Raw genomic sequence first — 21,718 nt, forward strand, 5'->3', positions numbered from 1 at the left:
TTATGATAAAACATATCCTGGGAGATCTAAAGTATAAAACTACTGAATTCAAAACAGATTTATACTTTCTCTGCCTGATCTTATCTCATTTTTTGTGAATCCTTAACAAATTGGTCTAACCCTGAATCTGTCAGCGGATGCTTAAGAAGAGAAAGTATAGGAGCAAGAGGACAGGTCACAACATCAGCGCCAATCTTTGCACAATTAACAATATGCATGCTGTGTCGGACAGAAGCAGCCAGAATCTGCGTCTGAAAACCATAATTGCCATAAATCATTCTGATTTCTGATATCAGCTGAAGACCATCTGTTGAAATATCATCCAGTCTTCCCAGAAACGGAGAAACGTAGGTAGCTCCGGCTTTGGCAGCCAGCAATGCCTGGCCCGATGAGAAAACAAGAGTACAATTGGTCTTTATTCCTTTTTTAGAAAAATACCTGATGGCTTTAATTCCATCCTTAGTCATAGGAACTTTTACAACAATCCTTGGATGTAATGCAGCAAGTTCCTCTCCTTCCTTAATCATTTCTTCAAAAGTAATTCCCAATACTTCAGCACTGATATCCCCATCCACAATATTACAGATTTCAAGGTAATGATGATATATATTCTGTTTTCCAGAGATCCCTTCTTTCGCCATCAATGAGGGATTAGTAGTTACTCCGTCCAGTACTCCAAGGGCATTGGCTTCTTCTATCATCGCCAGATTGGCGGTATCAATAAAAAATTTCATAGATTATCGCTTTTATAAGTGTTAAATTTACACTTATATTTTAATAAATCATAATCTAGAGGTGAATTTTCAGATTTTCATAAAAATTACTCCATAAAATAATTAAATTCTTTCCGATATTGAGAAGGGCTTTTTTGGATGTAGTCTTTAAAAGTCCTGTTAAAATAGCTGAAGTTATTAAACCCTGATTCAAAGCAAACTTCTGTGATACTCAATGGCTGTTCCGCCAGAAGTTTAAGGGCATGGGTAATTCTGTATTCGTTAACAAACTGCGTAAAGGTTTTATTGGTAATTTTCTTAAAATAGCGGCAGAAAGACGGTACTTTCATATTGGCCAGACCAGCCACTTCTTCCAGGGTAATGGATTCTTTGAAATGATCTTTGACGTAGTTAAATATAAGATTGATTCTTTCATTGTCTTCAACCTGAGTCTGAAGATAATATTTTCCTGCATTTAAGATCCTGTAGTCCTGAGTAGCAGACAGTTCATCTAATATTTTCAGGAATCTGCAAAGTCTATCCAAAGAAGAAGCTTCATGCATTTCAATAATATCTTTTCCTATTGCTTTTTTCACCTCTTCTCCAAATACAATTCCTGCCTTAGACTTTTCAAGCAGTGCAGAAATCCTTTGCATTTCCGGTATATTCCAGACTGGTTCTCCTAAAAAATCAGGCTTAAACTGAATAACCATTTCATAATCATTATGGGTACTCTCATTGGTAAGTCCGCAATGCGGAAGATTACTTCCTATCAAAACAAGATCACCATCTGAAAAATAAGAAATACTGCTTCCGATCTGTCTTTTCCCGGAACCTTTGCACACAAAAATCAGCTCAATCTCAGGATGGTAATGCCAGACATGGGATTTTATATTCTCATTGGTAAGAAATTTCAGGCTGGTAAAACTGCTTCCTATAGTAGGTCTTATCGCTTCAAAAGAAGGGCTTATATGTTTCATAGGCCAAAATAAAATAATTTCATATGCAAAATTAACAAATAAGATACCAATAGCATTAAACAAAGTTAATATAGTACATAAATGTGAAAATTTAATTATAGCCTGAGAACAATTGCTGCCATAGCTTTGCAATATCAATTCTAAATAAAAGCCTTAACCCATGAGTACATTATTAAAAGCAGTATTTTTTGCAGGAACCTTATTGTTTTCAGCAAATGTAATGAGTAAGGACAGAGATTTTTCCCTTTCCTTTGGAAGCATACAAGCCAAAACCTTAAATTTTGAGCTTTCTAATGCTAAAAGCGTGTCTGTTTTTGTTTACAACAATGCGCATGACGAAATATTTTCCGAGAATCTTGCAGATGGAGATCATGTAATGAAAACTTATGATTTTCAGAGTTTTGCACCGGGAACTTATTATCTGGTAGCGGAATCTGAAATAAAGATTGAGAAATACAGAATAAAAATCAGTAACGGAAATGCAATGGAAGTCGAAAAGACACCTGTGAGCGCAGTCAATAAACCCCAATATACCATCTCAGGGCATATCGCAAAACTTCACATGTCTGATGTAAAGGGCCCTGTAAGTATTTCGGTATCTGATCTTTCCAATACAAACTATTATACATCAAAAAGAAAATACGCTGATGGCAAAGTGGATATCACTTTTGATCTTGACCCTAAAACGGCAGATCAATATATCATACAGGTTGAAGAAAACGGAAATGTGTTTAACAAAATGATTTCTCTCCGATAAACCGGAATATATACAGATAGATTGACATATCGATCAATCCAAATTATTTGGATTAAAATTTTACTTACAGTTTATTGTTTTGAGGCAGCTCCATTTCCGATCAGGAAAAAGAGCTGCCTCATTTTTTAATTGTGATGCCCCATGTCCAATTTAATATTTTTCAGATCTTCCAGTTCATGAACAGGACGTTCTATGTCGTATGGAATCGGCTTTTTGGAAAAAGTCTGGAAATACAGCAGGCAGGCATCTTTCCACCATACCGCATCTTTTGACTGAATTCTGAGCTTTGACTGAACATCTGCAAACCTCTGTTCGTCTATATAAGGTTCCATTTTATCCCAGGTTTTCTGATAATCCCTTACTTTTTTCACCCCGGAATCATACGTATAGCACAGCTCATCCCACAGGGTTTTCCCGTCTTTCATTGTATAATCCCACGGAACATGGTGAAACCAAAGGATAAGATTTTCCGGGCAGGTTGAGATATTCCCGTATCTTTCATTCAATGGTGGAAAATATTGTGAAACAGCGTTACTTCCGGTTTTTGTTCTGTTAAAGCCCAATCCCTGAGCATCAGCCTGATGGTAATAGACTGGTGACCAGTCCGGTCTTCCGCCTTTATAATCGCCCCACGGTTCAGGGCCATAGTGATGTCCACCTGCAAAAATATGGTGTAACCCTAATGGCATCATATAATCCACAGCGGTTTCCCTAGAAGAAAGCATGATTTCTTTTACCGGATTCAAAAAGTTCTGATCATCGGTAAAGGTCATTTTAAGCCATTCATCTGCAATCCGCTCTGAACTCAGCTGATGGTTCCATGCTAATCTTCCAAATGCATACCAGTTGGCCTGTGCAAAATGATGTCCTGTCCAGTTGGTATCTTCCCCGATATTGGCAACCGCTGAAATAGCTGTAATTTTTGCGGGTCTTAAAGTACCGTCTGTTATTTTAGCGATTGTGGAGCCCTGGCCGTCAGAATAGGTGTCACTATCCAGTGTTTCCTTGAATAAAGGAGCCAGAAAAACGAGATGATTTGAAAAGCCCAGATATTCCTGGGTGATCTGAAATTCTACCATTTCGGAGGTCTTTCTTAAAGTTCCGAAAAGAGGATTAAACGCTTCACGCGGCTGAAAATCAACCGGACCATTTTTAATCTGAATAATCACGTTATCCCTGAATTTACCATCCAAAGGAACAAACTCAAGGTAAGCCTGTTTGGCTCTGTCGTCTTTGCTCGGACTGTAGACAAATGCTCTCCACATAACGATTCCGTTGTAAGGTTTCAGGGCGTCGGCCATCATATTGGCTCCGTCTGCGTGGGTTCTTCCGTAATCCTGAGGTCCAGGCTGCCCTTCGGAATTCGCTTTTACCAAAAATCCGCCAAAATCAGGAATTAACCTGTAAATTTCAGCAGCTTTGTCTTTCCACCATTTCTGTACGTCTTTATTCAACGGATCTGAATTTTGTAATCCGCCCAGCACTTTAGGTGAAGCAAAATTCACGGAAAGATATACCTTAATGCCATAAGGCCTGAAAACATCAGCCAGAACCTTTACTTTTTTAAGATAGTCTTCCCTAAGCATATTCGGCGATGCGTTCACATTATTCAAAACAACGGAATTGATTCCTACAGAAGCATTTGCTCTTGCATATTCTTCGTAGCGCGGAGAAATTTTCCCAGGTAAATCTTCCCATTTCCAAAGTGATCTTCCGGCGTATCCTCTTTCAATACTTCCATCAAGGTTATCCCAATGGTCCAGAACTCTTACATCATATGATGGTTTTTCAACAGTATTTAAATGAGACAGATCTGTCTTTGTCTGCTGCAATCGTAAGATATGATAGACTCCGTACAACAATCCTATTTCTTTGCCTGCAGAAATAACGATTTTTTGAGGCGTGGAAACAATCCTGTAACCGTCTTTCAGATTTTTGTCTTTGTTTTCGGTACGAAGTTCTACCGCCTGTCCCTGCCAGTGGCTGTTCAGCTCTTTTCTGGCAATATTCAGGGTTGGACTGCTGCCTTTGGAAATAATTTGATCTGCCGATATTCCGTTTTTTGCAGGAAACCGAAGCCAAAGCTGACTTCCGTCCTCCGCAAAAATCAGCAAAGGAATCATCAGAAAAAATAGGATGTAAAGTCTCAGATATTGCATTGATAAATTTTAAATTATTAAAGATGGCTATGACTGGTCTTCCAAACCATCAATCGTCTTGATTTTCCCTTCATGATCGTATTCCAGTTCAACAACCTTCATACTTCTCAGCCATGTTTTACCGCCACTCGGAACAGAATCATGGAAAAACAGATACCATTTTCCTTTGAATTCCACAATGCTGTGATGGGTTGTCCATCCTACCACCGGAGTAAGAATTTCACCCTGAAAAGTAAACGGCCCGTAAGGGTTATCCCCGGTTGCATAGCAAATCAGGTGGGTGTCTCCTGTTGAATAAGAGAAATAATATTTACCGTTGTACTGATGCATCCATGATGCTTCAAAAAAGCGGTGCTTATCGCCATGAAGCAGTGGTTTTCCGTTTTCATCGATGATAACCACGTCTTTAGGAGCTTCAGCAAATTCAAGCATATCATCGCTCAGCAGAGCTACCTTTGAGTGAATTGCAGGTTCATTATTTTCAGGGATTACAGCAGATTCAAGCGCTTTATTATCTCTGTAGCGCTGCAATTGTCCGCCCCAGATTCCTCCGAAATACATATAATATTTTCCTTTATCTTCAAAAATGCAGGGATCGATGCTGTAACTGCCCATCATCGGATGTTTCTCAGGAATGAAAGGTCCATAAGGTTTGTCACTCACTGCAACCCCGATTCTGAAAATATCATTCTGATCCTTCAGAGGAAAGTACATATAATATTTGCCATCTTTAAAGGCAACATCGCAATCCCACAACTGTCTCCCCGCCCATGGAATATCTTTTACCGAAAGGACTACGCCGTGGTCTTTTATTTCTCCGCCGTCCACATTATCCATTGAAAAGACATGGTAATCATTCATATCAAAATGATCTCCGTTATCGTTTTCTTCAATTCCGCTTTCGCGGTCGTGAGAAGGATAGATATAGATTTTATCTTCAAAAACGTGAACGGAAGGGTCTGCCATATAATCTTCCGGGAATAAATATTTTGATTTTTTCATTAATTAAAAATTCTATTGAGTTTAATTTTTCTCTGCCAATTTTATTATTTTTTGTACCACAGGTTTCTCCTGGTCTTTTCTGTCAAAGAGTAATGGATAATCTGTTCTCCCTTTTACCGGAAAATCATTTTTCCAGGATTGTTTGTCGGTAACACCCCATAAGGTGACCCTTCTTATTTTATCTTTATGTTGTAAGAACAAACCAAAGAAATCAAGGTAACGCTTTTCCCATTTCGCTTGTACTTCATTGGGAAGACCTTTGGTGTAAGGATTCATTTCTTTCTGATAGGCAACCGTATCTGAAACATTGGCAGAGCTTCCCCACGGAGAAGGCAGCGCACTTATTTCCAGTTCTGTTATATTGACCTTAACTCCGGCATTGGAATATGCCAGAATCGCTTTCTCATATTCATCCATAGAAGGAGTATCCATCCCGACGTGGGACTGCATTCCTACTCCGTCAATACGGATTCCTCTTGATTTAAGTTTTTCAACCATTTTAATGACTGCTTTCACCTTTTCAGGATACCATTCATTATAATCGTTGTAATATAATTCTGCATTGGGATCGGCTTCCTGTGCATACTGAAACGCCAAAGGAATAAAATCTTCACCCAGGATTTCGTAAAATTTACTTTTTCTGTAGGATCCGTCTTCAAGAATGGCTTCATTCACCACATCCCATCCTTTTACTTTTCCTTTGTAGCGGGAAACTACGGTTGTAATGTGGTTTTTCATGCGCTGTTTCAATACTTCAGGAGAAACATCTTTTCCATTTTTATCTGTAAAAAACCATTTTGGAAGCTGGGAATGCCAGATTAACGTATGTCCGATGATGAACATCTTGTTTTTTATTCCGAAATCAACAAATTTATCAGCATCATCAAAAAAGAACTTCCCTTCCTGAGGCTGCAGAAACATCGATTTCATGCAATTTTCGGCCACAATAGAGCTGAATTGTTTTTTTATAATCGCTGCTGCTTTCTGATCTGTCCCGTCAATCTGAGGAAGACTCATAGCGGTCCCGATATAGAATTTATCCTGAAATGCTTTTTTTAAAGTACTGTCAGACTTCTGCGCCGACAGCCCGGAAGCGGTAAGAGCCACCAAACCAATTAAAATACGTTTCATAGTAATCGTTTTATTTTCTTCTTTCAGCCAGATCTTTTTCAATCTGAACTTCCATTTTTTTGTTGATTTTGTAAAATAAAAGCAGTCCGCACGCAATGAAAAACGGTATGGACGGGAAAATACTCACAAGCATTTTGGCTCCTGCCGCCACTGTTTCAGGCTGAATAATCTGCTCATTTCCATGTACAGAAATATATCCGTATTTTCCTATAATCAAAGCTACCAGAGAGCTTCCGATGCTGAGGCCTACTTTCAGTCCTACCATCATGGCTGAAAAGATAATAGCTGTAGCCCTGCGATTGTTCTTCCATTCCGAATAATCGGCAACATCAGCAATCATAGCCCATAAAAGCGGTGTGCTGATTCCGTAAAAAAAGCCGTGTAAAATCTGCGACAGGAACATGATTCCCACTGCTTTCGGAGGATAGAATATAAAAGCAAGGATAAACAAGGTAGAAATGAATAATGACGCAATAAAAGTGTCCCGTTTTCCAAATCGATCTGCCAGTTTTTTAGAGAAGGTAATACCTACAATCATCATCACAATTCCTCCTGCGTTAAACAATCCGAATCCAGCAGACTTTGGATCTTCTCCGAAGAAATTCATCCCGGCAGAATTAAAAAATGCTGTAATGGGTGAAATAAAACTTTTGAGTGCATTTTCATCCACATAGTTGTTGAAATAGTATACATACGATCCTCCTTTCATGGCCAGCGTGATGAATATGAATGCTGTAACTGTAAGCATAATAATCCATGGTCTGTTCTGGAACAAATCTTTTAAATCCTCTTTCAGACTTGATTTCTGCTCCGGCTTGGGAATGATTCTTTCTTTGGTCGTAAAAAAGGTAATCAGCAGCATGATAGATCCGATCACCGCCAGCCATGTCATAACGGTTTCAATTCCCTGTGCTTTGTCTCCGTGTCCTACGTATAAAATGATGGGAAGCATAAATACCTGTACAAAGAACTGTGCAAACATCACAGCCACAAATCGGTACGAAGAAATACTATTTCGTTCTCCCATATCTCCTGTAATAACACCACTCAATGCAGCATATGGTAAGTTATTGGATGCATATAATAACAATAATAATGAATAAGTAACTGCAGCATAGATCATTTTACCCTGATAGGTAAAGTGAGGCGTGCTAAAGGCCAACAGGGCTGCAATACCAAGCGGTACAGCGGTAAATAGAATCCATGGACGGAATTTTCCCCATCGTGTGCCTGTACGGTCTGCCAATGCTCCGATAAGCGGATTAAAGCCAAAGCCGGCAATTAAACCTACGGTAAGGGTAATGACAGAGGCATCCTCTGCTTTGAGTCCGTAAATATCTGTATAAAAATAGGTCAGGTAGGTCACTAATGTCTGAAAAACAAGGTTGGCCGCCAGATCTCCCAGGCTATACCCCACTTTCTCCATTACCGATATTTTTTGTGGCTGATTATCCATTGATTTTGATAAGGTTTTCTATGTTAAATTTAATTTTTTCCTGTCGTAAAAGGTGAAGCCGGAAGACCGCTTTTATTTTTAAGATTGCCGTCCGGGTTATCTGCCCAATCGTAGCGCACATTAACAGGATTAGCAATCTGATCATTCCATACAATGACTTTATTGCCTTTTGTCTTGGCTTTTGCCCATTGGTAGCTGCCGTCTTTCTGCTGTATGGCAAAACCTTTAAGGCTTCCCTGTACCAGATCATCTGTTCCGGGTTTAAAGGAGAGAATAATGGTATTCCCTTCTGTTTTCATCGACTGATAAACGGGTCCGTCAGCAATGATTTTTTTGCCTTCACCTATTTTCAGGGCCTGTAAAGCAAGCCTGTCACCCACTGTTTTCTTATTTAAGGGATGAATGTCATTCCATTCTCCCAAATCAATAGCTACAGCAAGTCCCGTATAAGGAACATTAAGGGAAACCTGTCTCTGCTGCTCTCTCAGCTCGGCCCAACCACTATCCAGAGGTTCATCTTTTTTCTCCATGAAATTGGCCAGCTGTACAATAAGGAATGGCATATCTTTTTTGTTCCATTTTGAACGCCAGTCTGAGATCATCGTTGATAATAAATCTGCGTATTCTTTTGGAACTCCTGTATTGCTTTCTCCCTGATACCAGATAAATCCTTTAATCTTATAATTAATCAGCGGGTTAATCATCGCATTGTAAAGCCCTACCGGTTTCCAGCGGATAAATGTTTGTCCGGGAGCCATTTTTTCCATTTTTGCTCCTATTTTATATTTCCACTCGCCTTTAAGGTCTGTTTTCTTTCCGTCGATTTCAAAATAATACGGTTTATCAGCAATAAACTGCCCTTTTCCGCTACCGTTGATGACTCTTACCGTAATGATATTTTTTCCTTCTTTTAAAACACCTTTCGGAATGTCATACCAGCGTGGCGGATATTCATAAGTTACATTTCCTACTTTAATTCCATTGATGTAAGTAATATCAGCATCTTTTATCCTTCCCAGATTTAAAAATGCTATTTTCTGGTCTACTCCTTTGGGAAGAATAATTTCTTTGCGCAACCATACCGAACCGTCAAACGGACCTTCCTGATCTTCCCATGATCCAGGTAGCATTATGGTTTTCCATCCGGAATCATTTCCGTTATCTTTTTCCCAATGCTGATTAAAACCAATGTCACTCTGATCCAACTCCGCATACCATGCTTTGCTTAACGATCTTTCCTGGGATTCTGTAGATTGTATCAGGTCATCATTTTTCCATTTTTCTGCTTCAGCAAGGTATTCCGGATATTTTCTCAGTGATTTTTCATCCATCCAGGCCTGAGCCGGAGAGCCTCCCAGACTGGCATGAATGATTCCTACAGGAACTTTATTTTTTTCATTCAATTCTTTGGCAAAGAAATAAGCAACCCCTGAAAAATTAAGAATGGTCTGAGGGTTTGTACTTTCCCACTTCCCGCCGTCAAGATCATCTTGTGGAGCTTTAAAATTGTATTTCTGCGGAACTGTGAAGAATCTTATATTCTGATTATTGGCGTTTTTAATTTCATCTCCATACAAAGGTGTGAGCCTGCGCATCGGAAGTTCCATATTGGATTGTCCTGAAGCTACCCATACATCACCAATAAGAATATCTTTAAGAGTGATCTCATTAATCGTCATGGTATATGGGCCTCCGGCATTAAGCTTTGGAAGCATAAGAGCCCAGTTCCCATTCTGGTCAGCGGTGGCATTATAGGTTTTATTGATAAACTTAATCGTAATTTTTTCTCCTGCATCTGCATATCCCCAGATCTTAAGATCCTGGTTTCTCTGAAGGATCATTCCGTCTGAAACCAGAGCAGGCAGCTTTACTTTTGCATCAAAACCGCAAATGGCTGCAAGAAAAAATAATAAGTATAGAATTCTGTTTTTCATGGGAAAAATCTGTTTTTAAATTTGGTTCAGCTTTATTTCTTTTCGTAATTATCTGTAAGTAAACGTAATTCAATGACTTTAGCGGTCATCAATTTTTCGTCTGCCAGGAATTTTACGGTAAGGTTTTCTTTATTCTTTTCTGAATCCGGTATCGGAATGACCAAATATTGAGGTGAAGTTCCGGACTTTCCTTCCAGATTTTGAGCAATATTTTTTTTACCATTGATCTCAATATTCAGCGTGCGGTTGGCATTCGCATCAAAATAAAGCAGGTAAAGGTATGGAGCATTTTTTTCGTTATTTTTCATCTGGTAACTGAACCAGCCTTTAGCATCACGGAAATGGAAGTCTTCCATATATCCTGCACCGGAATCTTTGCTTTCTATAAAATGATCTGATTCCGGCTGCTGTTCGCCCAGCTGAACTTTATCAGCAGTGATCATATCCAGCTTTCTCGTTTCTTTTTCTTCTTTCGCTTTCTGCTTCAGCATATTTTCTATCCCGTTTTTGTCTGCCTGCGGCCAGTACATAATATATCTTTCTGCCTGAATACTGTAAAATGGCACAAGACAGAGTCCTTCTCCGAATTTTTCAGATGGATAAAGACCTTTTACAGCAAAGTTTAGCGGTTTATTGTTCAAAGGTGTTACATGGCTGAGAACCTCAGATGGATTTCCAAGGATAACGGGAATTTCGTTTAAAGGGACCTGCGGACCATGAGCAATATGGCCTCCTCTGCTATCGTCCGCAAGGAGTCCCTGTTGATTTTCGGTCCCGTATTTTGCTGCAAGCACTACAGGTCCGTATTTAAATGCATAATAATTGGAGTTGTCAGGCAATTGTTCTGCAAAAAGATGCATGGGTAAAGTCATTTTAATAACGTCCCCTTTTTTCCATTTTTTAGTCAGTGTAAAATAACCATCGGAACCACACACTGCTTTTTCCTGCTTTCCGTTGATCAGGATTTTTACATCCGAAGCTGTTGCCCATTGCGGACATCTCAGTTTTAGATTAAATTCCGACTTCCCTGCAGAATCAAAAATCAGCGTTGTTTCAGGAAGTTCAGGAAAGTTATTGATCTGGCGGACCACTATTTTCTGCTGTTTCCATGTAAGAGTGGAAGGAATAAATAAGTTGACATATAAATCTTTATCCGACCGGGCATAAATCATTTCCCCATACTTGGCATGATTTTCCATTCCTGATCCCACACAGCACCAGAAACTGGTCTGAGGCTGTGAATAAACACGGTAATGTCCGGGACGCATTGGTGTAAAGTATATGAAGCCTCCCTGATCATGATTTTCTGTGGAAAGGATATGATTGTACAGTGCTTTTTCATAATAATCCATGTAATACGATTCGGGCAATGTTGCAAACAGTTCTTTAGTCAGCTTGAGCATATTGTATGTATTACAGGTTTCCGGACCTTCAATACTTTTTATCATACTGCTAAAATCATTTACAGGATTAAAATGCTCACTGACGCTATTTCCGCCAATAGCAGTTGATCTTTTTTCCGTTACGTTATGCCAGAAAAAATCAGCAGCATCGCTCCATGACTTATTGTTTTCAAGATCAGCAATACGCTTATATCCGATCACTTTAGGAATCTGGGTATTGGCATGGAGACCTGTAAGCTTATCTTCCCCTGACAAAAGAGGAGTAAGAATAGCCCGATGAGAAAACCTATGAGCCAGCTGCAGATATTTTTTATTCCGGGTAATATCATAAACATCCGCAAAAACTTCGTTGAGCCCACCATGTTCACTGCGCAGCATATCCTGTATCTGTTCGTCTGAAAGGGATGAGACTTCATTTATCATCCAGTCTGAAAGTCTGATAAGTATTGCTTTTGCTTTTTCACTTTTTGCATACCAGTAAGCATCGCGTAATCCTGAGTATAATTTGTGAATATTATACAAAGGTACCCAGCGGTCGTTCAAACCAAAACCTGTGGCCTTGATGTTTCCTTGTTTAATCTCTTTCCAGATTTTATTTCCATCCGGAACTCCTGAAATATATCCATCCTGAGATGCTCTCTGGCAGCGCTCCAGCTCACTGATCATATAATCAATCCTCTGCCTGATCTCTGGATCTCCTGTAGAAGCATACATTAATGATAATGCTGAAATATAATGTCCTCCAATGTGGCCATTCAGACCTGTGTTTTCCCAATTGGGATAATTATCTGCTTTGGAGCTCAGTCCGGCTTCTTTAAGATAGGGAGCCAACAGTCTATCCGGCTCCATCGCCATCAAATATTTCCGGTCTGCCATCATGGCTTTGTTGAAAACACTCTCAGACAACTTTACAGTTTCCAAAGGAAAATAGTGAATTTTCTTCTTCACCTGTGCTGAGGTAAATGAAAAAAAACACAATAAAAGAACTGAAAGTTTTGGGGTCATGGATAAATGTTAATTCAACATTTCTAAAGTAATGGAAAGAATCTATATACGAAACAATTTTTGAGTCCGATTTATTCATTTTTTTATTTAAAACCTTTCACAAAGCCTTAAAAACAGACAAAATCGTAACACCTTATCATAAAAAATAAGATAATCAATTTACAAGAAAGCGAGAGTGTAAAATCATACGATTCCCTATCAAAATGAATTCAGGATACGTTATAGTAAAATTTTAAATAATATTGCTGATACCTTATCGTATTTTTAACATTAAGCCTATTTACATATCAATTATTAATCTTACTTTTAATTTTAACATAATTTTAACATTAAATTCATAAATAATTAAACAGATTTCAGTGATATTCTTCAATTTTGACAGCTATTTTACCTCCCAAAATATCCACAGAGAATAATTTTATTGAAATAAATGAATACTTATTAAAAGTGTATGAATCACATTTACATAAAATTATATCCATAAAAGCTTTACCTTTGTATAAAATATAAAAGATGACTGAGGATTACTCCCAATATCCCAAACACCTTGTTGCCGTTGACTGTATAATTTTCGGTTTTGATGGCGAAAATCTTAAAATCCTTCTCGTAAAAAGAAATTTTGAACCACAGATGGGCCAATGGTCACTCATGGGTGGTTTTATTGGCAGTGAAGAGACTTCTGATGAAGCGGCCAACAGGGTTTTGTACACATTGACGGGCCTTGAAAATATTTATCTTGAACAGCTGAAATGCTATACTGAAGCTAATCGTGAGCCTACAGCCAGAATCATGTCAATTTCTTATTATACGCTGATTAATATTGAAAAAGATATTCAGATCAATGAGCAGTACAGTGCAGAATGGGTTGACCTTCAAAAAGCACCTACCCTTATTTTCGATCACAATGAAATGGTAAAAGATGCCGTAGCCAGACTGAGAAGAAGAGCTTCTACAGGACCTATAGGGTTTGAGCTTCTTCCTGAAAAATTTACAATGAAGGATCTTCAGAATCTTTATGAAGCTATTTTTGATGAAAAATTCGATAAGCGGAATTTTACCAGCAAGATCAACAGTATGGACATCCTTATCAATACCAACAAAAAGGATATGACCTCATCCAGAAAAGGCTCTTTTCTTTACCGATTTGACGAAAAAAAATACAACAAAAAGATATCACAGGGATTTATGTTTAAGATGTAATACTTACAATCTGTATAATTTTAGAAAAAACTTTTTTAGAAAATCAACAATTTAGAGTTGTAAAAACTCCGCATACCCTTATTAAAATCTCACTTATGTGAGATTTTTTTTGTGTTCTTGCAGGAAATTTCAAGACAGGCAAACAGTTATTTCGCTTTTTTCTAGCATTATCGTAATAAAAATTTATGATAAGGTTTTTTCTTTTCCCCTACCACAAAAAGCATTATAATTATATGACTTACAATTTTATTTATGATATGTAATTTTTTGTTAATTTTTAATAAAATATTGATTTATATTTAATATTATATGTATTTTTATACAAAACTAATAACCATACTCAATAGTAACTCTAAATTTCACAAACCCCACACTTACATACGTAAGAAACCAGAAAAAGAGAAGAAAAAATTTCAAATCAGCAACTGAATAGAAATGGTTCCATTGTTCTACCGAAACAGATATTGAAGAATTAAGTAAAGAAAGTCGGGAGACAAGCATATTAGTCAGTTTAATAGAAAATATAGCAATATTCTTATTCAAATCCAACCTCAATAAAATTAAGAAGTTTTACTTATCTACCCAATACTCCTATATAGGTTATCGGGATATTGATGGCTGAAAAAAGACCAAACCTTTAAATATATAAATTATGAGAACAAACAAAATTTGGCTACTGGCCTTTCTGTTAATCATTCTTTCCAGCTGTTCTACGATGGATGAAAAAAATTTACTCGAAGAATCTGAAACCAACTTAAGTACCGGCGCTAACGCAAGAGCATTGGCTGCAACACCAATGCTTCATGTTGGAGGCAGATACCTTAAAGATCCCTGTGACAATAACGTTGTCTTACATGGCGTTGCCATAACTCCCAGCCCCTGGTTCAATGGCTGTCAATATGGTGCTAATTCCGGCTATTGTACCTGGGATAATTACAATGTGCAGGGTGCTCTGAACTATAATAAAGGTGTCATGAACAAGCTCAGCAATGCTGCCGATGGCTGGTATCTCAATTACATCCGCCTTCACATTGATCCGTACTGGACTAATGATCCCGGACCAGCTATCCCTGAGAACGATATCTCAAGATTCAATTATAACCGCTTGGTTACTTATACGGATCAGGTGATTATCCCACTGATCAACCATGCCCGCAGTCTGGGAATGTATGTCATCCTACGCCCACCAGGCGTATGCCCAAATCGTATTGCAGTGAATGATGCGTACCATAGCTATCTTAAAACGGTATGGACCTTTTTGTCGCAACATCCGAGCCTGAAGAACGCTGACAATGTGATGTTTGAATTAGCTAATGAACCTGTTGAAATCCTGGGAACAAATGGTACTTGGGGGAGTACAGGAAATGAACATTTTGCGGCACTCAAAAATTTCTTTCAGCCATTGGTTAATATCATTCGTAACAACGGAGCCAATAATGTTTGCTGGATTCCAGGTACAGGCTGGCAGTCTCATTATCAGGGCTATGTCAATAATTCTATCACAGGTGGTAATATTGGCTATGCAGTTCACATCTATCCGGGTTACTGGGGTGGTGTCAACAATTATCAATCCTTTCAGAACGCATGGAATATCAATGTTAAACCAATTGCAGATATAGCACCCATCGCCATTACTGAAACCGACTGGGCACCTCAGGGATATGGTACCTTCGGAGTCGGCACAACCGGTACGGCAGGCGGAAGCGGATTTGGCGCCAATTTAAAATATATCGTGGATCAGTCAGGCAATGTAAGCTGGAATGTTCTTGCCCCGGATAATCTCCTCCACAAAGGTGATCCTAATGCAGGAACAGCCTACAACAACGATTGGGAAGCCTGCGCCGCGCCAGTTAAACAGTGGTTCCAGCAATATGCATCCTCTAATTATCCTGTTGGAAACTGCAATACAAACAGCAGCCTTGTTAACAATGGTATTTATGAGATCGAGTTTCAGACCGATGCCAATAAAGTACTTGATTTAAAATCAGGAGAAGATGCCAATGGCGCAGTATTAAGGCCATGGACAAGAAATGGCGCTTCTGCACAGCGGTGGGTTGCCATTGATGCAGGTAATGGCTACTGGCGTTTTGTATCCAAAGCGAGTGCGTCTAATCGCTGCATTGACCTGACAAGTAACAGCAACACACTGGGAACTTCAATCCGGCTTTGGCAAAGCTATAGTAATGATGCACAGGCCTGGCAGGTGGTCGCTGTCTCCAATGGTTATTACAAAATCCTATCCAAGGTGGATCCTACACGTGGCTGGGATATCCCGAGCTGTACCATGGATGGCAACTCTAATTTACATCTTTGGGATTATTACGGGACTTCATGTCAATTGTTCAAGTTCAAATATATTGGAATGAACTGATCCTAATAAAAAAATAGGATGCTTTTGGGCATCCTATTTTTTATTATGTGTGAAAAGTCAATTTGCTTCGCAAGTCAATGGTGAATTTCTAAAAATTGACAAGTGAAACGGATTCACTATTGACCTTTTACTTTTCCATATAATCAACGTTTACCAAAACCTTACTACAAGGCAGTCAGTAAAAGCAACGTCACACGATTAAACTAAGGCTCAAGTTCAAATTTATTGGGATAAGCTAAGTGCCATAGAAATGCATAAAGTGCATATAACTAATTCTCAAATAAAAAAAATAGGATGCTGAAAAAAGCATCCTATTTTTTTATTATATGTGAAAAGTCAATTTGCTTCGTAAGTCAATAGTGAATTTCTAAAAATTGACAAGTGAAACGGATTCACTATTGACCTTTCACTTTTCCATATATTCAACGTTTACCAAAACCTTACGTACAAGGCTGTAAGTAAAAGCAATGTCAGCACAATCAAAACTAAAGTTCTGTTGTCCACTTTAAACATCGTCACATCAATGGCAAAAGCTTTAGGATTTACTTTCGGGCCTGCAAGGCTGATCAGTATCATCGCGATTATCGTGATAAAGAATGACCATCCCATATTGATCAGGAAAGGAATCTCGGTAATGGTATGTACTACTCCGTTCTCCAGCTTTTCATAAGTGAATGCAGTATACATCCAGGTTTCTTTTCCGAAAATTTCTACAGCAAAACTGTTGAAGAAGATCGCCAGCACAAAGCCTAAGATAACCCCCACCAAAGCAGCTGTACCCGTTGTTCTTTTCCAGAACATCCCAAGAAGGAACATGGCAAAAACTCCAGGACTGATAAAGCCTGTATATTTCTGGATGAATGTGAAACCTCCTTCACCACCAATTCCTAAAACGTCTGTCCAGGTAAAAGCCAATGCGACCATCATCGCAATAATAATGACCCAGCGACCTGTTCTCACCATCTGGATTTCGGTAGCATCTGTTTTAAGGTATTTTTTATAGATATCTAAAGTAAAAATGGTTGAGATACTGTTTACTTTTCCAGCCAGTGAAGCTACAATTGCTGCTGTCAACGCTGCAATGGCCAATCCTTTTAATCCTACTGGTAAGAATCCTAATATTGCAGAGTATGCTCCATCTTTCACTCCATTGAATCCAGGAAGGTGTCCTTTAGAATATAAAACATAAGCAGCGATTCCCGGAAGCATTACAATGACAGGCATGAATAGCTTCAGAAAACCGGCAAATAAAATTCCGGTTCTTGCCGTTTTCAGATCTGCCCCCAAAGCTCTCTGGGTGATGTATTGATTACAGCCCCAATAGTTCAGGTTAACAATCCATTGCCCGGCAAAATACATCGCCAGACCCGGTAGAACAACATACTTCTGTACATCAAGGTTCTGAGGCATATCCAAAGTAGTGGTGGTTGTTTTTGGTTTGTCAAGAATCAGTTTAAAATGCTGCGGAGCCTCATTAATCAGAGTATTGAATCCCGCTAAAGCATTCCCTACAGCCGCCCCGTTGATTCTCTGGTCTACAATCTGCAACGCCATATAAACCGTTGCAAAACCGCCAATAATAAGAACTGCAACCTGTATAACGTCTGTATATCCAATTACTTTCATTCCTCCAAGGCCGATCAGAAGGGCCATAAGCAAAAGAGCAATCATAATACCGTGAAGATGTTCTCCACCTAATAAAGTATCAATGGCAAGAGCTCCAAGGTAAAGAATGGAAGTAAGATTAACAATAACATACAGAAACAGCCAGAATACTGCCATAATCAGTGAAACCGATTTATTATACCTTCTTTCAAGAAACTGAGGCATGGTATAGATCTTATTTTTAAGATAGATTGGAATAAACCAGACCGCAATAATGATCAGTGCAAGGGCAGCAATCCATTCGTAAGCGGCAACAGCAATTCCGACAAAGAAACCTTCACCACTCATTCCGATAAACTGTTCAGCAGAAATATTGGAGGCGATTAAACTGGCTCCGATCGCCCACCAGGTCAAAGATCCTTCCGCAAGGAAATAATCCTTACTTCCTGTAGACTCAGATTTTTTCTTTTTGTAGATCCATAATCCGTAAGAAGCTACCACCACGAAATAGATCAGAAATATAATGATATCAATAGTTGCTAATTTCCCCATAGTTTACTTTTTAACTGAGAATTTATAGATGGTTTTAGACTGGTACTTCTGTCCTGGCTTCAGTTCTGTAGAAGGGAAAGAAGGCTGGTTTGGTGAATCCGGGAAATGCTGTGTTTCCAGGCAGAACCCTGTTCTGAATTCATTTTTGCCACCGGTTTTGGTATCAAACTTTCCGTCAAGAAAATTTCCGGAATAAAACTGCACACCAGGCTCATCAGTGAAAACTTCCATAAGCCTTCCTGTTCCCTGATGATATACTTTGGCGATACTTCTGAGTCCTTTTCCATTCAGAATCCAGTTATGGTCATATCCTTTTCCTTTTTTCAGCTGATCGTCATCTGCGCTGATATCTTTTCCAATAGGTTTTGAAACTGTAAAATCAAAAGGAGTCCTTTTTACCGTTTTCTGTTCACCAGTCGGAATCAGAGTTTCATTGACCGGAAGAAAATGATCTGCATTAATCTGCAGTTCATGATCGGTAATCGTTTTTGTAAAATTTCCTGACAGGTTAAAATATGAATGCTGGGTAAGATTTACCACTGTAGGCTTATCGGTCTCTGCTTCATAAGAAATTTCCAAAGCATCTTCGTCTGTAAGGGTGTAGAAAACAGTTGTTGTTAATTTCCCCGGATATCCTTCTTCACCGTCTGCACTGGTATAAGATAATTTTAATGTGGGAAATTTTGCATCTTTTACTGCCTCAATATTCCAGAATCTGGTATGAAATCCTTCTTTTCCTCCGTGAAGGCTGTTAGGACCATCGTTTTTGTCAATTTCGTATGCTTTGCCTTCCAGTGTAAATTTTGCGTTGGCAATTCTGTTACCATATCTTCCGATCAACGCGCCGAAATAGTAAGGATTACCCTCAAAATATCCTTCGGGTTTTGTAAAGCCCAGAACTACGTCTTCATATTTGCCGTTCCTGTCAGGTGCTGTTAAAGAAGTAATAATTCCACCGAAGTTGATGACCTCAACTTTCATCCCGTTTTTATTGCTTAAAGTGTATTTTTTAATAGAATCGCCCTTGGGCGTAACTCCATAGTCTGAAGTATGAACATGCTCCATTTTTCCTGAAATATCCTGTTTGTTATTTTCTTTTCTGCAGCCGAAAATAATTAAAAATAATAAAATAAAAATGCCGTTATATGTTGTTTTTTTCATAATTATTTACATATTTTTTAAAATTAGTTAACGATAATACATTTCATTCCAACGAAGTGTATTTTTAAAATCACGCATTCTGGTATCTTCATCAATGACTAATGATTCCATGCCTGCTATGTCAGCAAAATCTTCTAACTGTTCTGCTGAAATATTTTCACTATAACACGTATGATGTGCACCTCCTGCCAATATCCAGGCCTCTGCAGCCGTATATAAATCTGGAAGAGGTTTCCATAAGACTCTTGCTACCGGAAGTTTGGGCAGCTCTTCTGTAATTTCCAATGCTTTTGTTTTGTTGATCAGCAATCTGAAATGGTTTCCAAAGTCCATCAATGCAGCGTTCAGAGAATCAATATTTCCTCTGGAATTGAATACGAGACGAACGGGATCTGCTTTTCCTCCTATTCCCAGCGGATGGATCTCACATAATGGTTTTCCGGCAGCCAGAACCGGATCTACTTCCAACATATGGGAGCCTAAAATAGAAGGGTTGGAAGGATCAAGATGATAGGTATAGTCTTCCATAAAAGCATTTCCTCCTTCAAGCCCCTGCCCCATTGTTTTCATGGCGCGTACCAACGCTGCTGTTTTCCAGTCTCCTTCTCCTGCAAATCCATATCCTTTCTGCATCAGGCGCTGTACGGCAATTCCAGGCAGCTGTTCCAGCCCGTGAAGGTCTTCAAAGGTATCGGAGAATCCTTTAAATCCACCATCTTTTAAAAACTTTTCAAGCCCTAATTCAATTTTGGCGGCGGTGTGCAGAGACCTTCTGTTTGTTCCTCCTTCCAAGAGAGATGCTGCCATATGATAAGAAGATTCATATTCTTCCATAAGGCTTTTTATTTCTCCTTCACTTACAGAATTGATAACTCCTACAAGATCACCGATTCCCCAGGTATTGACTGAGAAACCAAACTGTGTTTCAGCTTCCACTTTATCACCATCTGTAACGGCTACAAACCGCATATTATCTCCGAAACGGGCAAATTTAGCCCCCTGCCAGTCATCCCAGCCTGCAGCAACACGGCTCCAGTTACCAATCTGCTTCTGAACTCTTTCTTCTGACCAATGCCCTACCACTACTTTTCTGTTTTTTCGGAGTCTGCTTACCATAAAGCCAAATTCACGGTCACCATGAGCAGCCTGATTGAGATTCATAAAATCCATATCCATTGTAGACCATGGGATGTCTCTGTTGAACTGGGTATGCAGATGTAGAAGAGGTTTTTGTAAAATTTTTAATCCTCTGATCCACATTTTAGCGGGTGAGAAGGTATGCATCCATGTAATAACTCCTATACAGTTTCTTACCTGATTGGCTGCTGCAATGGTTTCAAATATCTCTTCTGTAGTTTTTACGGTTGGTTTTACAATGACTTTTACCGGGATAAAAGAAGATTTTTCAAGTTCTTTCACAATTTTCCGGCTGTGTTCTGCAACCTGAGCCAGTGTTTCGGGCCCGTATAAATGCTGACTTCCTGTGATGAACCAGATTTCTTTGGTATTGAGAGGTGTTAACATAATTTTATTGATCGTTAATAGTTGTTTTTGTTGAGTGTTTAGTGTTTAAATTCCTGTCCGTAATAAGCATTCTTGCCATGTTTACGTTCGTAGTGCTTTTTAATGAGTGATTCTTTCAGGCGTTCTGCATCAGGGTTTATCTGTCTGGTGAGATAAGCCATTTCAGCAATGGTTTCCAGTACTTTGCTGTTGTAGACTGCTTTTTCTGCGTTTTTCCCCCAGGTAAAGGGACCGTGATTGCCAATCAGAATCATCTCTACTTCTTCCGGGGATAGCTGTTTTTCTTTAAAGCATTCCAAAATCTGTATTCCGGTATTGTATTCATAATTTCCTTCAATGAGATGATCATGCATCGGTGGTGCACAGGGAATATCTGTCGTGAGATGGTCAGCATGGGTGGTTCCGAAAACAGGAATATCCATTTGTGCCTGTGCCCATGCTACGGAATAGATCGCATGTGTATGGGAAATCCCACCGATATTTTCCCAGCACTTATAGAGATAAGCGTGTGTTCTGGTATCTGATGATGGTCTGAGACTTCCTTCAATTACATTGGCATCAAAGTCTAAAATCACCATGTCTTCAGGCTTTAAAATGTCATAGGGAACACCGCTTGGCTTTATGGCAAAAACACCTTTATCACGGTCTACAGCACTTACATTTCCGAAGGTATAGACCACCAGCTTCAGGGCATCGAGCTGCATATTAGCTTCATAACATTCTCTTTGGAGTTCTTTATATGTATTCATTTTGAGTGTCATTCAA

Annotated in this window: 15 protein-coding genes; 3 read left to right on the forward strand and 12 right to left on the reverse strand. The window is 39.0% G+C overall.

What is annotated here, in order from left to right:
- Window positions 1-80: 80 nt before the first annotated feature.
- The gene (gene fsa, locus LC457_RS04545) at window positions 81-734 is read right to left on the reverse strand and encodes a fructose-6-phosphate aldolase (protein ID WP_223598805.1); all 654 of its coding nucleotides are present in this window, start codon (window positions 732-734) and stop codon (window positions 81-83) included.
- An 86-nt stretch (window positions 735-820) separates the two neighbouring features.
- Window positions 821-1,693: an AraC family transcriptional regulator gene (locus tag LC457_RS04550; RefSeq protein ID WP_223598806.1), complete on the reverse strand. Its 873-nt coding sequence runs from the start codon at window positions 1,691-1,693 to the stop codon at window positions 821-823.
- A 160-nt stretch (window positions 1,694-1,853) separates the two neighbouring features.
- Here LC457_RS04550 and LC457_RS04555 point away from each other — a divergent pair, with 160 nt between their 5' ends.
- Window positions 1,854-2,450: a hypothetical protein gene (locus tag LC457_RS04555; RefSeq protein ID WP_223598807.1), complete on the forward strand. Its 597-nt coding sequence runs from the start codon at window positions 1,854-1,856 to the stop codon at window positions 2,448-2,450.
- A 125-nt stretch (window positions 2,451-2,575) separates the two neighbouring features.
- On the opposite strand, the gene LC457_RS04560 is transcribed toward LC457_RS04555, so the two are convergent.
- The 6 genes from LC457_RS04560 to LC457_RS04585 are packed head-to-tail and all read right to left on the reverse strand — an operon-like array spanning window position 2,576 to window position 12,540.
- Window positions 2,576-4,609 (reverse strand): alpha-glucuronidase, encoded by a 2,034-nt coding sequence (locus LC457_RS04560; protein WP_223598808.1) that lies wholly within the window; start codon window positions 4,607-4,609, stop codon window positions 2,576-2,578.
- A gap of 27 nt (window positions 4,610-4,636) precedes the next feature.
- Window positions 4,637-5,611, reverse strand: a complete 975-nt coding sequence (locus tag LC457_RS04565) for a glycoside hydrolase family 43 protein (RefSeq protein WP_223598809.1) — start codon at window positions 5,609-5,611, stop codon at window positions 4,637-4,639.
- Between the two features lie 21 nt (window positions 5,612-5,632).
- A complete protein-coding gene (locus tag LC457_RS04570; protein ID WP_223598810.1) occupies window positions 5,633-6,742 on the reverse strand; it encodes an endo-1,4-beta-xylanase in 1,110 nt (369 codons plus the stop codon).
- A gap of 10 nt (window positions 6,743-6,752) precedes the next feature.
- Complete coding sequence (locus LC457_RS04575; RefSeq protein WP_223598811.1) at window positions 6,753-8,198, reverse strand: MFS transporter; 1,446 nt, start codon at window positions 8,196-8,198, stop codon at window positions 6,753-6,755.
- Between the two features lie 29 nt (window positions 8,199-8,227).
- Complete coding sequence (locus tag LC457_RS04580) at window positions 8,228-10,132, reverse strand: sialate O-acetylesterase (RefSeq protein WP_223598812.1); 1,905 nt, start codon at window positions 10,130-10,132, stop codon at window positions 8,228-8,230.
- 32 nt (window positions 10,133-10,164) lie between these two features.
- Window positions 10,165-12,540 (reverse strand): glycoside hydrolase family 127 protein, encoded by a 2,376-nt coding sequence (locus LC457_RS04585; RefSeq protein ID WP_223598813.1) that lies wholly within the window; start codon window positions 12,538-12,540, stop codon window positions 10,165-10,167.
- A gap of 513 nt (window positions 12,541-13,053) precedes the next feature.
- On the opposite strand from LC457_RS04585, the gene LC457_RS04590 reads away from it, so the two are divergent.
- Window positions 13,054-13,740, forward strand: a complete 687-nt coding sequence (locus LC457_RS04590; protein WP_223598814.1) for an NUDIX domain-containing protein — start codon at window positions 13,054-13,056, stop codon at window positions 13,738-13,740.
- Between the two features lie 652 nt (window positions 13,741-14,392).
- The gene (locus LC457_RS04595; RefSeq protein WP_223598815.1) at window positions 14,393-16,111 is read left to right on the forward strand and encodes an RICIN domain-containing protein; all 1,719 of its coding nucleotides are present in this window, start codon (window positions 14,393-14,395) and stop codon (window positions 16,109-16,111) included.
- Between the two features lie 429 nt (window positions 16,112-16,540).
- Here LC457_RS04595 and LC457_RS04600 read toward each other — a convergent pair whose 3' ends face one another.
- The 4 genes from LC457_RS04600 to LC457_RS04615 are packed head-to-tail and all read right to left on the reverse strand — an operon-like array spanning window position 16,541 to window position 21,702.
- Window positions 16,541-18,268 (reverse strand): sodium/solute symporter, encoded by a 1,728-nt coding sequence (locus LC457_RS04600; RefSeq protein ID WP_223598816.1) that lies wholly within the window; start codon window positions 18,266-18,268, stop codon window positions 16,541-16,543.
- A 3-nt stretch (window positions 18,269-18,271) separates the two neighbouring features.
- Complete coding sequence (locus LC457_RS04605) at window positions 18,272-19,429, reverse strand: aldose epimerase family protein (RefSeq protein ID WP_223598817.1); 1,158 nt, start codon at window positions 19,427-19,429, stop codon at window positions 18,272-18,274.
- Between the two features lie 27 nt (window positions 19,430-19,456).
- Entirely contained in the window at window positions 19,457-20,953 is a 1,497-nt protein-coding gene (gene araA / locus LC457_RS04610) for an L-arabinose isomerase (RefSeq protein ID WP_223598818.1), read from the reverse strand.
- Window positions 20,954-20,991: 38 nt separating this feature from the next.
- Window positions 20,992-21,702 (reverse strand): L-ribulose-5-phosphate 4-epimerase, encoded by a 711-nt coding sequence (locus LC457_RS04615; protein ID WP_223598819.1) that lies wholly within the window; start codon window positions 21,700-21,702, stop codon window positions 20,992-20,994.
- Between the last annotated feature and the right edge of the window lie 16 nt (window positions 21,703-21,718).

It is taken from the genome of Chryseobacterium sp. GVT01B (assembly GCF_019970045.1).
In the GTDB taxonomy this organism is placed as follows: Bacteria; Bacteroidota; Bacteroidia; order Flavobacteriales; family Weeksellaceae; genus Chryseobacterium.